13 protein-coding genes are annotated in these 14,407 nt (G+C 70.1%); 10 read left to right on the forward strand and 3 right to left on the reverse strand.

The annotated features are described in order from the left end of the window. The first annotated feature begins 4 nt into the window (after positions 1 to 4). From SK571_RS27070 to SK571_RS27095, 6 genes are read left to right on the forward strand one after another with little or no spacing between them, the layout of a single operon-like run. Entirely contained in the window at positions 5 to 1,156 is a 1,152-nt protein-coding gene (locus tag SK571_RS27070) for a 3-deoxy-7-phosphoheptulonate synthase (protein WP_319986900.1), read from the forward strand. A gap of 9 nt (positions 1,157 to 1,165) precedes the next feature. Next, positions 1,166 to 1,945, forward strand: a complete 780-nt coding sequence (locus tag SK571_RS27075) for a 2,3-dihydro-2,3-dihydroxybenzoate dehydrogenase (protein WP_319986901.1) — start codon at positions 1,166 to 1,168, stop codon at positions 1,943 to 1,945. A gap of 20 nt (positions 1,946 to 1,965) precedes the next feature. Further along, positions 1,966 to 2,619 carry an isochorismatase family protein gene (locus tag SK571_RS27080; protein ID WP_319986902.1) on the forward strand — a complete coding sequence of 218 codons (654 nt, stop codon included), beginning with the start codon at positions 1,966 to 1,968 and terminating at the stop codon, positions 2,617 to 2,619. Continuing rightward, positions 2,616 to 4,457 carry an anthranilate synthase family protein gene (locus tag SK571_RS27085; protein WP_319986903.1) on the forward strand — a complete coding sequence of 614 codons (1,842 nt, stop codon included), beginning with the start codon at positions 2,616 to 2,618 and terminating at the stop codon, positions 4,455 to 4,457. Before SK571_RS27080 ends, SK571_RS27085 begins: the two co-directional genes overlap by 4 nt. 11 nt (positions 4,458 to 4,468) lie before the next feature. Continuing rightward, the gene (locus tag SK571_RS27090) at positions 4,469 to 5,683 is read left to right on the forward strand and encodes a 3-hydroxybenzoate 6-monooxygenase (protein ID WP_319986904.1); all 1,215 of its coding nucleotides are present in this window, start codon (positions 4,469 to 4,471) and stop codon (positions 5,681 to 5,683) included. After that, positions 5,680 to 6,789: a DegT/DnrJ/EryC1/StrS family aminotransferase gene (locus SK571_RS27095; RefSeq protein ID WP_319986905.1), complete on the forward strand. Its 1,110-nt coding sequence runs from the start codon at positions 5,680 to 5,682 to the stop codon at positions 6,787 to 6,789. Before SK571_RS27090 ends, SK571_RS27095 begins: the two co-directional genes overlap by 4 nt. On the opposite strand, the gene soxR is transcribed toward SK571_RS27095, so the two are convergent. Continuing rightward, the gene (gene soxR, locus SK571_RS27100) at positions 6,786 to 7,226 is read right to left on the reverse strand and encodes a redox-sensitive transcriptional activator SoxR (protein WP_319986906.1); all 441 of its coding nucleotides are present in this window, start codon (positions 7,224 to 7,226) and stop codon (positions 6,786 to 6,788) included. The two genes, SK571_RS27095 and soxR, sit on opposite strands and share 4 nt — an antisense overlap. A gap of 124 nt (positions 7,227 to 7,350) precedes the next feature. On the opposite strand from soxR, the gene SK571_RS27105 reads away from it, so the two are divergent. Then, a complete protein-coding gene (locus SK571_RS27105; protein ID WP_319986907.1) occupies positions 7,351 to 7,872 on the forward strand; it encodes a hypothetical protein in 522 nt (173 codons plus the stop codon). Positions 7,873 to 7,909: 37 nt separating this feature from the next. Further along, positions 7,910 to 9,340 (forward strand): multicopper oxidase family protein, encoded by a 1,431-nt coding sequence (locus SK571_RS27110; RefSeq protein WP_319986908.1) that lies wholly within the window; start codon positions 7,910 to 7,912, stop codon positions 9,338 to 9,340. Positions 9,341 to 9,395: 55 nt separating this feature from the next. On the opposite strand, the gene SK571_RS27115 is transcribed toward SK571_RS27110, so the two are convergent. Together SK571_RS27115 and SK571_RS27120 are read right to left on the reverse strand one after the other, a co-directional pair. Then, positions 9,396 to 11,165 carry a sugar phosphate isomerase/epimerase and 4-hydroxyphenylpyruvate domain-containing protein gene (locus SK571_RS27115; protein WP_319986909.1) on the reverse strand — a complete coding sequence of 590 codons (1,770 nt, stop codon included), beginning with the start codon at positions 11,163 to 11,165 and terminating at the stop codon, positions 9,396 to 9,398. After that, positions 11,155 to 12,003, reverse strand: a complete 849-nt coding sequence (locus SK571_RS27120) for a shikimate dehydrogenase (protein WP_319986910.1) — start codon at positions 12,001 to 12,003, stop codon at positions 11,155 to 11,157. The genes SK571_RS27115 and SK571_RS27120 overlap by 11 nt, the downstream gene beginning before the upstream one ends. A gap of 275 nt (positions 12,004 to 12,278) precedes the next feature. On the opposite strand from SK571_RS27120, the gene SK571_RS27125 reads away from it, so the two are divergent. Further along, positions 12,279 to 12,923, forward strand: coding sequence for a TetR/AcrR family transcriptional regulator (locus SK571_RS27125; protein ID WP_319986911.1), 645 nt, complete (start codon positions 12,279 to 12,281; stop codon positions 12,921 to 12,923). Between the two features lie 75 nt (positions 12,924 to 12,998). Next, complete coding sequence (locus SK571_RS27130; RefSeq protein WP_319986912.1) at positions 12,999 to 14,303, forward strand: MFS transporter; 1,305 nt, start codon at positions 12,999 to 13,001, stop codon at positions 14,301 to 14,303. The last annotated feature ends 104 nt before the right edge of the window (positions 14,304 to 14,407 follow it).

Genomic DNA, 14,407 nt, shown 5'->3' on the forward strand with positions numbered 1-14,407 from the left:
TCAAGTGGAACGTCTGACGGCCACCCTGCCGACCGCCCACCAGCAGCCCGCCTGGGAGGACACCGCGCTGCTCGCCCAGGTGAGGGAGGAGCTCACCGACCTGCCAGGCCTGGTCACGAGTGCCGAGGTGCGCAGGTTGCGCACCCTGCTCGCCGGCGTCGTCGCGGGCGAGTACCAGGTGCTCCAGGCGGGCGACTGCGCGGAGGACCCCACCGAGTGCACGTCCAGACACGTCGAGCGCAAGACCGCGTTGCTCGACATCCTCGCCGACGTGCTGATGCTCAAGTCCGGACGGCCGGTGCTGCGGGTCGGCCGGATCGCCGGCCAGTTCGGCAAACCCCGCTCGCAGCCGGTCGAGATCGTCGGCGGCCGGCAGATCCCGGTCTACCGCGGGCACATGGTCAACAGCCCCGATCCCGACCCTGAACTGCGCCGGCCCGACCCGAAACGACTGCTGTCCGGGTACTGGGCGGCGAGCACGGCGATGGACGCGATCCGGGCCCGCAACGGCACCGAACCGACGGTCTGGACCAGCCACGAGGCACTGCTGCTCGACTACGAGGTGCCGATGCTGCGCGAGGACGCCGACGGCGTGCTGCTGTCGTCGACGCACTGGCCGTGGATCGGCGAACGGACCCGCCAGCTCGACGGCGCGCACGTGACCGTGCTGTCCACAGTGGTCAACCCGGTGGCGTGCAAGGTCGGCCCCGGCATGACCGTCGACGACCTGCTCGGCCTGTGCGCGCGGCTGGACCCGAACCGGGAACCCGGCAGGCTCACGCTCATCGCCCGGATGGGTTCGGACTCGGTCGCCACCCGGCTGCCGCGGCTCGCCGGGGCGGTCCGCGAGGCCGGGCACCCGGTGATCTGGATGTGCGACCCGATGCACGGCAACACCGTCCAGCTCGCCGGCGGCCTCAAGACCCGGTACGTGGCCACGGTCATCGCCGAGGTGGAGCGGTTCACCGAGGTCATGGCGCGGGAGGGCGTGGTCGCCGGCGGCCTGCACCTGGAGGCCACCCCCGACCACGTGACCGAGTGCGTCGCGGGCCCGGACCACGTGCACGAGGCGATCAACGGTCCCTACACGAGTTTGTGCGATCCACGTCTGAACGTGGCCCAGGCGGTCGAAGTCGTGTCCGCCTGGCCCGAATAGGAGCGGAACATGACCGAACTGGGTGGACGGACGGCCGTGGTCACCGGAGCCGCGGGCGGCATGGGCGTGGAGATCGCACGCGCGCTCGCCCTGCAGGGCCTCGCGGTCGCGGCCGTCGACAACGACGCCGGCCAGCTGCGCGACTCCGTCGAGAAGCTCCGCGGCGAGGACCTGCTGGTGCACGGCTTCGCGGCCGACGTGACCTCCAGCGCCGAGGTGGAGGCCGTCGTCGACCGGATCGAGCGGGAGCTCGGGCCGATCGACTACCTGGTCAACGCGGCCGGCGTGCTGCGCGTCGGCCAGGTGACCGAACTGTCCGAAGAGGACTGGACGCGGACGTTCCAGGTCAACACCAACGGCGTCTTCTTCACCTCCCGCGCGGTGGCCAGGCGGATGGTGCCGCGCCGCACGGGCGCGATCGTGACGGTCGCGTCGAACTCGGCGTCGACCGCGCGGGTCGGGATGGGCGCGTACGCCGCGTCCAAGGCGGCGTCGACGATGTTCACCAAGTGCCTCGGCCTGGAGGTCGCCCGCTACGGCATCCGCTGCAACCTGGTGGCGCCCGGCTCCACCGACACCCCGATGCTGCGCGCTCTGTGGAACGGCGACGACGCGACCGCGACGTCCATCGAGGGCAAGCTCGACGCGTACCGCGTCGGAATCCCGCTGCGCAAACTGGCCCGGCCGGCCGACGTGGCCAACGCCGTGCTGTTCCTGCTGTCCGACCAGGCCGCGCACGTGACCATGCACGATCTCACCGTCGACGGCGGCGCCACGCTCGGCGTCTGACCCCTGCGAGGTTCTTCCCCATGCCCATTCCCGCCATCGTCCCCTACCCGATGCCCGCCGCCGACGCGCTCCCGGCCAACACCGTGGACTGGCGGATCGACCCGGCCAGGGCGGTGCTGCTGGTCCACGACATGCAGCACTACTTCCTGCGGTTCTTCCCCCAGGGCGAGACGCCGCTGACCGACCTGGTCGCCAACACCGCCCGGATCCGGGAGAGCTGCGCCGCCCTCGGCATCCCGGTGGCGTACACCGCCCAGCCCGGTGACATGACCGCGGAACAACGCGGTCTGCTGCGGGACTTCTGGGGCTCCGGGATGTCCAGGGACCCGGTGCACCGGGACGTGGTGGCCGAGGTCGCGCCGCGGCCGCAGGACTGGGTCTTGACCAAGTGGCGCTACAGCGCGTTCTGCCGCACGGACCTGTTGGCGCGGATGCGGGCCGCGGGCCGTGACCAGCTCATCTGCTGCGGGGTGTACGCGCACGTCGGACTGCTGATGACCACTGTGGACGCGATGTCCGAGGACGTCCAGGCGTTCCTGGTGGCCGACGCGATCGCGGACTTCTCCGAGGAGTACCACCGGATGGCGCTGTCGTACGCGGCAGAGCGCAGCGCCATGGTGACCACGACCTCGGACGTGCTCAGCACGTTGGACGCCGTGGAGGCGGTGGCATGACCGGGTTGCTCGACCTGGTCACCGCCGCCGACCCACCTCCGTTCGCCCTGCTGCACCGCCGCGGCACCGACCCGGACAGCCTGGACGTCATCGTCGGCGAAGTGTCCTCAGTGGACACTCTGGCGGACGTGCCGCTGACCGCCACCGGGCCGGGGCACGAGGTGCTGGTGCTCATGCCCTACCGGCAGATCGCGGAACGCGGCTACAGCTGCGTGGACGACGGCACCCCGTTGCTGGTGCTGGAGGTGACCGGGCAGGAGGTGCTGCCGCTGGCCGAGGCGCTGCCCCGGCTGCCGGAGGTGCCGATCGCGATGACCGGCGGGGAGTTCGACGTCGACGACGACGGGTACGCCGAGATCGCCAGACAGGTCGTCGGGCAGGAGATCGGCCACGGCGAGGGCTCGAACTTCGTCATCAAGCGCTCGTTCGTCGCGGACATCACCGGCTACTCGACGCACAGCGCGCTCACCCTGTTCCGCCGGCTGGCCCGGCTGGAGTCGGGCACCTACTGGACGTTCGTCGTCCACACCGGACAGCGCACGCTGGTCGGCGCCAGCCCGGAACGGCACGTCAGCGTGGCCGGTGGCACGGCGGTGATGAACCCGATCAGCGGGACGTACCGCTACCCGCCGACCGGGCCGACCCTGCCGGACGTGCTCGACTTCCTGGGCGACGCCAAGGAGACCGACGAGCTGTTCATGGTCGTCGACGAGGAGCTCAAGATGATGGGCCGGGTGTGCGCGACCGGCGGGCGGGTCCACGGGCCGTACCTCAAGGAGATGACCCGGCTCGCGCACACCGAGTACCTCATCGAGGGCGACACCTCGCTCGACGTGCGCGACGTCCTGCGCGAGACCATGTTCGCGCCGACGGTCACCGGCAGCCCGCTGGAGAACGCGTGCCGGATCATCAGCCGCTACGAACCCGACGGCCGCGGCTACTACAGCGGGGTGGCCGCGCTGATCGGCCGGGACGCCGCCGGAGAACGGACGATGGACTCGGCGATCCTGATCCGGACCGCCGACATCGACCCGGCCGGCCGGATGCGGATCGGTGTCGGCTCGACGCTGGTCCGGCACTCCCGGCCGGAGTCGGAGGCGGCCGAGACGAGGGCGAAGGCGGCCGGGCTGCTCGCCGCGTTCAGCTCACCGGGCGTGGGGACGTTCGGCCGCGACCCGTCGGTGCTGCGGGCGTTGGGGCAGCGCAACGAACGCGTGGCCGGCCACTGGCTGCGGCCGCAGACCCACGACGTGCCGGAACTGGCCGGCCGCACGGTGCTGGTCGTCGACGCCGAGGACACGTTCACGTCGATGCTCGGCCACCTGCTGCGGTCGCTCGGGCTGACGGTGACCATCGCGCGGTTCGACGAGCCGTACGCGGTGGAGGAGCACGACCTGGTGGTGATGGGCCCGGGGCCGGGTGACCCGTACGACGACAACGACCCCCGCATCCGGGCGCTGACCGCGACCATCCGGCACCTGCTCGACGAGGACCGGCCGTTCCTCTCTGTGTGCCTGAGCCACCAGGTGCTCAGCCGGCTGCTCGGGTTCCCGCTGCACCGCAGGCCCGTGCCGAACCAGGGCGCCGGGCGGGAGATCGACCTGTTCGGCCGGCGCGTGCGGGTCGGGTTCTACAACAGCTTCGCCGCGCTCTGCGACCAGGACAAGGTGGACTGCGACGGGCGCGTCGTCGAGGTCAGCAGGGACGAGCACACCGGCGAGGTGCACGCGTTGCGCGGCAACGGTTTCCGGTCGCTGCAGTTCCACGCCGAGTCCGTGCTGAGCAAGGACGGCCTGTCCATCATCCGTGAACTTCTGGTCGAACTCGTCGGCCGCTGAGAGGAGGGCAGATGGCGAACATCCTCGTCGCCGGCGGTGGGATCGGTGGACTGGCGGCCGCGTTGAGCATCGCGCGGCACGGCCACCAGGTGCTCGTCGCCGAACGCAACCGCGAGTTCACCGAGCTGGGCGCCGGCATCCAGCTGGCTCCCAACGCGTTCCACGCGCTGGACCTGCTCGGTGTGGGCGCGGACGTGCGGGCCACGGCCGTGTACATCGACGAGCTGCGGCTCATGGACGGCACCACCGGCGAACGCATCACGAGCATGCCGTTGACCGGTGAGTACCGGCAGCGGTTCGGCAACCCGTACGCGGTCGTGCAACGCGGTGACCTGTACCAGCCGTTGCTGTCCGCGTGCCGGGACCACGACAACATCGAACTGCGCACCGACAGCCAGGTCACCGCCTACGAACAGGACTCCGCCGGCGTCACGGCCGTCCTCGCCTCCGGTGCGCGGCTCAGCGCGGACCTGCTGGTCGGCGCGGACGGCATCCGGTCCGCGGTCCGGCGGCAACTGGTCGGCGACGGCGCGCCCCGCGTCTCCGGCCACACCATCTACCGGTGCGTCATCCCGATGTCCGAGGTGCCCCCGGAGCTGCGGTCGAACACGGTCACGCTGTGGGCGGGACCGAAGTGGCACCTGGTGCACTACCCGATCGGCAACGGCCGGTTCTTCAACATGGCGATCACCCGCGACGACGCCGCCACGGAGGTCGTCGTCGGCGAACCCGTCGAGACCGCGCACGTGCACGCCCGGTTCCCGGTGCTGAGCGAGCCCGCGCGGCGCCTGCTCGAACTGGGAAAGGGCTGGCGCACCTGGGTTCTGTGCGACCGGGACCCCGTGCCCGGCTGGACCGACGGCCGGGTCGTGCTGCTCGGCGACGCGGCCCACCCGATGCTCCAGTACGCGGCGCAGGGCGCCTGCCAGGCACTGGAGGACGCGGTCGTTCTCGGCGACCTGCTCGACTGCGGCGCGGACGAGTTCGCCGCGTGCGCGTTGAAGTACAACGCGGTGCGCCGGGACCGGACCGCCCGCGCGCAGCACGTGTCCCGCGAGATCGGCACACGACTGTTCCACCCCGCTGGCGTGGAGGCCAGGGCACGTGACGAGATGTTGTCGTCGTTGTCGGCGACCGACCTGCACGACGAGGTGTCGTGGCTGCACGGCGCCAGGGACTTCACCGACTTCGATCAGCTGACTGGGAAAGGTGCGGCACTGCAATGACTACGCGCGTATGGGACTACCTGGCCGAATACGAGCAGGAGCGCGACGACATCCTCGACGCCGTCGACACGGTGTTCCGGTCCGGCCTGCTCGTGCTCGGTGAGAGCGTGCGCGGGTTCGAGCGCGAGTACGCCGACTACCACGGTGTGCGGCACTGCGTCAGTTGTGACAACGGCACCAACGCCATCGTGCTCGCCCTGCGCGCGCTGGGCGTCGGCCCCGGCGACGAGGTGATCACCGTGTCGAACACGGCGGCGCCGACGGTGATCGCGATCGACCAGGTCGGGGCCACGCCGGTGTTCGTGGACATCAGGCCGGACGACTACCTGATGGACACCAGCCAGGTCGAGGCCGCCATCACCTCGCGCACGAAGTGCCTGCTGCCCGTGCACCTCTACGGCCAGTGCGTGAACATGGCACCGCTGGAAGCGTTGGCGGCCAAGCACGACCTCGCCCTGCTGGAGGACTGCGCGCAGTCGCACGGCGCCCGCCACCACGGCCGGCTGGCCGGCACGATGGGCGACGCGGCGGCGTTCTCGTTCTACCCGACGAAGGTGCTGGGCGCGTACGGCGACGGCGGTGCGACCATCACCAACGACGACCAGGTCGAAGCGAACCTGCGCCGGCTGCGCTACTACGGCATGGAGAAGCAGTACTACGTCACGTCCACGCCGGGCCACAACTCGCGGCTGGACGAGGTGCACGCGGAGATCCTGCGGCGCAAGCTGACCAGGTTCGACTCGTACCTCGCGGCCCGCCGCCGGGTGGCGGACCGTTACGCGGAAGGCCTCGCCGACACGTCGCTGGTGCTGCCGTCGATCACGCCCGGCAACGACCACGTGTACTACCTCTACGTGGTCCGCCACCCGAAGCGGGACGAGATCATCGAGCGGCTGGAGGCGTACGACATCATGTTGAACGTCAGCTACCGCTGGCCGGTGCACACCATGAGCGGCTTCGCGCACCTCGGTTACGAGACCGGCTCGCTGCCGGTGACGGAACGGCTGGCCGACGAGATCTTCTCGCTGCCGATGTACGCGTCGCTGTCGGAGGACGTGCAGGACAAGGTGATCAGCGCGATCCGCGAGGTGCTGGCGACGATCTAGCCCAGTCTCCTGGGGCCGGGGCCCTGCTCGCCCAGCACGTCGTCCGGGTTGGCGAGCAGGCACCGGTCGATCGACAGGCAGCCGCAGCCGACGCATTCGGTGAACTCGTCGAGCAACTGCCGCAACCGGTGGATCCGCTCCTCCAGCTCCGACCGCCACTGCTCCGACATCCGCTGCCAGTCCACGCGGGACGGCACCCGGTCGTCGGGCAGCGTCGACAGCATCTCGCGGACGTCGGCGAGCGAGATCCCGACGCGCTGGGCGATGCGGATCAGCGCTACCCGGCGGAGCGTGTCGCGGGAGTAGCGGCGCTGGTTGCCGGCGGTCCGGCGGCTGGATATCAGGTTCTGCCGCTCGTAGAAGCGCAATGCGGAAATGGGTACACCACTGCGATCGGACAGCTGCCCGACCGTGAGTTCCGCCGCGGGCCGTTCCATACCGCCATTATCGCAAATCCGAATGACACCGGCACCACCGCCGTCCTCCCGATGTCACCGCTAGAGATCCTCTAGGTCCGGTGCATATGTTCGTCCGCAGGGACACTTCGTCTTGGGGGGAAAGATGTCGGCCGAGGTCCTGACGCCTGGTGCTGCCACGCGCCCGGCGATCCGGTTGCGCGTGCCACTGGTTCTCGTGTTCGCGTTGGGCAGTGCCGCGCTCATGGCGTGGGTGTTGCGCGGGAAGGCTTTGTTCCTGCCGACGGACTCCATTCCGACCGCCACCCAGCTAGGGCTCAGCGGACACTCGCACAGCAGCACGTCCCGGCAGGTCGCGCCCATCACGGGCGACGCGATCGCGAACTATCCGGGTCTGGCCGTGCTGGGCATGCACCTGATGCTCGTCGCGGTCGCCCTGGTGGCGTACGCCGTGCGGCGGTTCCGCTGGCAGACCGACGGAGTCGCGGCCCGGCTGGGGTTCTCGTTCCTGGTGGCGGTCGCCACCGCGCCGGCGACCCTGCTGGTGGCGACGCTGGCACTCGGTCCGGCGATCTCCTTCGCCAACACGCTCGCCGCCGCGGTGGTCGTACTCCAGTACACCTTCGTCTTCGCGATTGTCGGCGTTCTGTTTTTCGGTGTTCCGTAAGAGGGTTTCCCGAGTTTCCGGAAAGGTGCCCGAAAGAATGTTCAGCCGAAGAGACGCCCTGAAACTCAGTGCGGTCGCGGGGGTCGGCATGGTTCTGCCGGCGCAACAGCTCGCGTCGGCGTTGTCGGACGACCCGCCCGTGGTCACGCCGTTCTCGGTGCCGTTGCCGATTCCGCCCGTGCTCAGGCCCGTGACGTCCTCACGCAGCGCCGACCACTACGAAATGGTGGTCACCCCGGCGACGGCCCGGATCTTCCCCGGCCTCGACACGCGGGTGCTCACCTTCAACGGCAGCTTCCCCGGCCCGACCATCCGGTCCCGCCGCGGCCGCGCGGCCGTCGTCAAGGTCACCAACAAGATGTCCACGCCCGCGGCGGTGCACCTGCACGGCGCGAACGTGGCCCCCGAGAGCGACGGCCACCCGCTCGACACGATCGACCCCGGCGCGTCCCGCCTGTACCACTACCCGAACTCCCAGCCCGCGGCCACACTCTGGTACCACGACCACGCCCACCACGTGGAGGCCGAACAGGTCTACAGAGGACTGACGGGCGCGTACATCATCAGCGACTCGGAGACCGACGCGCTGAGGCTGCCCAGCGGCGAGTTCGACATCCCGCTGGTGATCAGGGACGCCCAGTTCGACGGTGACGGCCAGCTGGTCTGGAAGCTGGACGACTTCGCCAACCGCAAGACGGTCCTCGTCAACGGCGCGATCCAGCCGACGCACAAGGTCAAGCGGCGCAAGTACCGGCTGCGGCTGATCAACGCGGCCAACTCGCGGCCGTTGCGGCTGGCGCTGAACCCCGCTTCGGACGTCATCCAGATCGCCTCGGACGGCGGACTGCTGGGACGTCCGGTCACCCGGCCGGAGGTGGAGCTGTGGCCGGCCGAGCGCGCCGAGATCGTCATCGACTTCAGCAAGTTCCCCTCGGGCACGAACGTGATCCTGGAGAACACCTTCAACGGCCCGGAGACCCCGGGGCGGCAGCTGCTCCGGTTCGAGGTCACCGGCTCGGTGGTGGCGGACGACAGCGTGGTCCCGGCGAAGCTGCGCGACCTCGAGGACCTCGGCACGCCCACCGTGACGCGGCGGATCGTGCTCGCCAGGGACCCCACGAACACGTTCTACGCGATCGACGGGAAGGCCTACGACCCCAAGCGGATCGACCTGACCGTCAAGCGCGGCACGACGGAGCTCTGGGAGGTCGTCAACGACGACGGCCAGTACAACTTCCCGCACTCGATCCACCTGCACCTCGTCCAGTTCCGCGTGCTGGAACGGGCCGGGCAGCCGGTGGGCGAGTGGGAGGCCTACCCGAAGGACACCGCCAGGGTGCCCGCCGGGCAGACCGTGAAGATCCTGGTCAAGTTCGACTCGGAGTTCACCGGCGTGTACCCGTTCCACTGCCACTTCTTCGACCACTCGTCGATGGCGATGATGGCCAACATGCAGGTGCTGCCCTAGTCAGCCGGTACCGATCGCGGACAGGGGGCCGGGTGGACCTGGCCCCCTGTGGCTGTCACCGCACCCTGTTCCGGACGGCGTGGTGGGCGGCCATGCGGACGGGTGCGTTCACCACGCCGAACCCGCGGTAGTCACCGATGCGCTGGACCACCTCGAAGAACACCCTCGCCCCGGCCAGCTCGGTGTAGAAGTGCAGGTACTCGCCGCGCTCGTCGCGGTCGTAGAGCACCGACTGCTCGCGCAGCGCGCGGACGCGATCGGCCGGCAGACCGGTGCGCGCCAGGAGGTCGTCGTAGTAGTTGCCGGGGATGTCCAGCAGCCGTGCGCCCAGCTGCCGGAGGGCCTTGGCGCACTCGACGGCGTCGACGCAGGTGAAGGCGATGTGCTGGGGTTCTTCGACGGCGGGCGCCCAGCCTCCCCGGCGGACAAGCGCGGCGTCCAGGGTGAGGCGGACACCCCCGCCGCTCACGCCGCGGCCGCGCACCAGGCCGAACGGCGCCGCGAACTCCGCCGTCGCTCCCGGTTCCAGGCCCAGCACCGAACGGTAGAACAGGCCCGCCTCGTCGAAGTTGTCGAACGGCTGGGTCAGCGCGACGTGGTCGATGCCGGTGATGCCGGCCTGCGGGGCCGACTCACCGGTGGGCACGAAGTCGCCGAGCCAGTCGTCGTCGGCGCACAGGAAGATCTGGGTCCCGTCGGGTGCGGCGATCGCGGTCAGCGGCGCCTCGCCGGGGCCGGTCGCCCGCGACAACGGTGGCGCGAGCATGACCTCCGCGCGCCGCGCCGCGGCGGCCGGATCCGGCACGGAGAGGCCGAGTGCGCCGATCGCGCCGGGTTCGCCCTCCGCGTTGACGAGCACGCGTGCGTCGCCCTGCGTCCACAGCTCCACCGGCTTCGAGCGATGGACGCCTTCGCGGGTGAAGCCCAGCAGGGCGAGGCCCGACTCCCCCACGACCTCGGCGAAGGCGTAGCCGGCCGGGACGGGTGCGGCGGGAACGTCCAGCTGCCGCAGGGAGTCCTGGAGGCTGAGCAGCGACCGCATGGCGTCGACCGCGGCGCGGTGCGGGTCGGACTGGCGGAAGACGTCGTTGAACACCTCCAGCGAGAGCGGCCCGCGGTACCCGGCGTCGAGGACGTTGCGGGTGAAGGTCGTCAGGTCGAAGTCGCCCTGGCCGGGGAAGAGGCGGTGGTGGCGGCTCCACTGGAGCACGTCCATCGGCAGCGTCGGCGCGTCGGCGAGCTGCAGGAAGAAGATCTTTTCGCCGGGGATCGCGCGGATGGCCCTGGGATCGTCCCCTTTGGACAGGATGTGGAAGCTGTCGAGGCAGACGCCGAGGGACGGGTGGGCGGCGCGGCGCACGATCCGCCACGCGTGTTCGTAGCCGTTGACGTACCTGCCCCAGGCGAGCGCCTCGTAGGCGATGCGCAGACCTCGTTCGGCCGCGCGGGTCGCGAGCAGGTGCAGCTGCTCGGCCGCGAGATCGTCGTCGTCGATGGCGTCGGGCGAGACCGACGAGCACACCAGCACGGTGTCGACGCCCAGTTCGGCCATGACGTCGAACTTCTGCCCGGCGCGGCGCAGGTTGGCGGCGAGCACGTCCGGCGGTACGGCCTCGAAGTCGCGGAAGGGCTGGTACAGGTCGATGCTCAGCCCGAGATCGGCGCAACGCTTGCGGATCTCCGCAGGGGTGCGGCGGTCCGCGAGCAGGTCGTTCTCGAAGAGCTCGATGCCGTCGAAGCCCGCCTCGGCGGCCGCGGTCAGCTTGTCGTCCAGCGTGCCGGACAGGCACACGGTGGCGATGGCGGTGCGCGGGTCAGGACGCATGCGCCGGTTCTCCTTCCAGTTCCGCGAAGTGCGCGAGCATCCGGCCGGCGTCCGGCTCGACGCCGGTGAACAGCCGCAAGGACTCTGCGGCCTGGAGAACGACCATGCCGCCACCGTGCAGCACCCGGCAGCCCCGTGCCCGTGCGGCGGCGAGGAGCCCGGTCTCCAGCGGCCGGTAGACGATGTCGGCGACCCAGAGTTCGCCGCGCAGCAACGACTCGTCGAGCGGCAGGCCTGGATGTGCGGCCATGCCGGTGGGGGTCGCGTGGACGAGGCCGTCCGCGGTGCGCACCGCCTCGGGAGCGCAGACAGTGGCACGGCCGGCTCCGAACCTGCTTTCCAGCGCTGCCACCAGTCCCGCGCTGCGGCTCTCGTCGACGTCGTGCACGCCGAGGTGCCCGGTGCCGAGTGACAACAGGGCGTGGGCCACGGCGGCACCCGCCCCGCCCGCTCCGAGCAGGACGACGTTCGCCATCGCGGCGTCCGGCAGACCGCGGCTCAGGCTGCGGGCGAAACCGGTCGCGTCGGTGTTGTGGCCGATCGCCCTGCCGCGGTCGAAGACGACGGTGTTGACGGCGCCGAGCGCGGCCGCCTCCGGGACGATCTCGTCCAGGTGCGGCAGGACCGCCTGCTTCGCCGGGTGGGTGATGTTGAGCCCGTCGAACCCCTCGGCCCTGGCCGCGGCCAGCACGTCGCCCACCGGCAGCCCGATGACGTCGAGGTCGAGAAGCCGGTAGGAGTAACCCAGTCCGAGCTCGGCGGCCTCGCGCTCGTGCAGCGCCGGACTGAGGGACGGGCCGATGCCGGAACCGATGAGCCCGATCAGGTAGTGGGCCACCCGACCTCCCCGATTAATGTACGAACTAGTGAGTTCACGTTAGCGCACCGAGTCGCCGTCAGGAAGTGCTGGACTAGGGTCTGTGTCGAAGTCTGGTTCGATGAGAGTCGCGCTTGAGGTGGTTCCTGGTGGTGCGGCCGGAGGGCCCGCATACCGGTGTTGTATGTGGGCCCTCCGGCCGTGCCGCCAGGGGCCGCCTCGGGCCCGGCTGTCGCGGACCAACTTCGACACAGGCCCTAGAGTTGGCTGGTCATCCGCAGATCGAAGGGGGCTCGGTGACCGCACCGTCGTCATCCGATGCCGAGCGCCAGCGGGACAAGGACCGCACGCGCGCCGACATCCTGGAAGTGGCCACGCGGGAGTTCGCGGACAAGGGCTACACAGGGGCACGGGTCGACGAGATCGCCGAGCGCACCAGCACGACCAAACGGATGATCTACTACTACTTCGGCGGCAAGGAACAGCTCTACATCGCTGTGCTGGAGCGGGCCTACCTGGCGATCCGGGCGCTGGAGGCCGAGGTCGACGTCGAGCACCTCGAACCGGAGGAGGGCATCCGCCGGCTCGCGGAGCTGACCTTCGACCACCACGAGGCGCACCCCGACTTCATCAGGCTCGTCAGCATCGAGAACATCCACCGCGCCGAGCACATCGCCCGCTCGGAAGTGCTGGCGGGCCTCGCGAACCCGGCGCTCGACGGCCTGACGAAGCTCCTCGAACGGGGCCGCGCCGCCGGGCGGTTCCGCGCCGACGCCGACCCGCTCGACGTGCACATGGTGATCAGCTCGTTCTGCGTCTTCCGGCTCGCCAACAGGCACACGTTCGCCGCGATCTTCGGGCGGGACATGCTCGACCCCGGCCGCCGCGACCACCACCGACGCATGCTCGGTGACATGCTGATCAATTACTTGACCAGCTGAAATCTGACCCTTGACACACGGGGGTGGCGTATCCGACCTTGTATTAACTAACTAGGCCGTACATAGGAGTACGCCGTGACCACATCGATGGCCCGCAAGACTGCGCTGGCAGCCTGGATCGGCAGCGCCCTCGAGTACTACGACTTCTTCATCTACGGCACCGCCGCCGCGCTGGTGTTCAACAAGGTCTTCTTCCCGGCCGCCGATCCGGCGACGGGAACCCTGCTCGCCCTCGGCACGTTCGGCGTCGGCTACGCAGCCCGGCCGCTCGGCGCGTTCGTACTCGGGCACGTCGGCGATCGCTTCGGCCGCAAGAAGGTCCTCGTCTTCACGCTGCTGCTGATGGGCGTGGCGACCTTCGCCGTCGGCTGCCTGCCCACCTACGACACCGCCGGCGTCCTCGCACCGGTCATGCTCGTCGTTCTCCGCCTGCTGCAAGGACTTTCGGCCTCGGGTGAGCAGGCGGGCGCGAACTCGATGTCGCTGGAACACGCACCGCAGCACCGCCGGGCGTACTTCACCAGCTTCACCCTGAGCGGCACGCAGGCAGGGCAGATCCTCGCCACGGCGATCTTCCTGCCCGTGGCCGCGCTCCCCCAGGAGGACCTGCTGACGTGGGGATGGCGCGTGCCGTTCTGGTGCAGCGCGGTCGTCGTGGTCGTCGGCCTCGTCATCCGCCGCAAGATCGACGAGACCGCTGAGTTCAAGCGCACCAAGCCGGCCAAGCTGCCGGTCGCGACGCTGTTCCGGACGCACTGGGCCGATGTCCTGCGCGTCGTCGTCGCGGCCACCATCGCCTCGGTCAGCACGATCTTCACCGTCTACGCCCTGAGCTACGCGGTGAACACGATCGGCCTGGCGCGCACGCCGATGCTCTGGGTCGGCGTCCTAGCCAACGTCGTCGCCCTGGCCGCGATTCCGTTGCTGGCAGGGCTTTCCGACCGGGTCGGCCGCAAACCGGTGTTCCTCGCCGGCTGCGGCGCGTGCGCCGTGCTGATCTTCCCCTACCTGTGGTCGATCTCCATCGGCGCGTACGGACTGGTGTTCGCGCTCGGCATCCTGCTGTTCGGCGTGGCCTACTCCGCGATCAACGGCATCTGGCCGTCGCTGTACGGCGAGATGTTCAGCACCGAGGTCAGGCTGTCCGGCATGGCGATCGGCACGCAGATCGGGTTCGCCGTCGCCGGGTTCGCCCCCAGCGTGGTGGCGGCGATCGGCTCCGGCCGTGACGACTGGATCGGTGTCGCGATCTTCACGGCCGTGGTGTGCGCGATCAGCGCCACCGCGATCGCGACGGGACGCGAGACCTTCCGGCGTCCGACGGCGGAACTCGGACGTCTGCCGCAGGAGCCGGCCGCGGTCGCGACCGCCAAGGCCTGACGCGTCGCTCTTGCCCGTCCCCGTCCCGAGCTCGTTGGGGCGGGGACGGGCTCGTGGAGCAACGCGACTGCGCTGTTCGGACCATTTGGGAACCTCGTGGAACC

The organism is Lentzea kristufekii, assembly GCF_033949925.1.
In the GTDB taxonomy this organism is placed as follows: Bacteria; Actinomycetota; Actinomycetes; order Mycobacteriales; family Pseudonocardiaceae; genus Lentzea; species Lentzea kristufekii.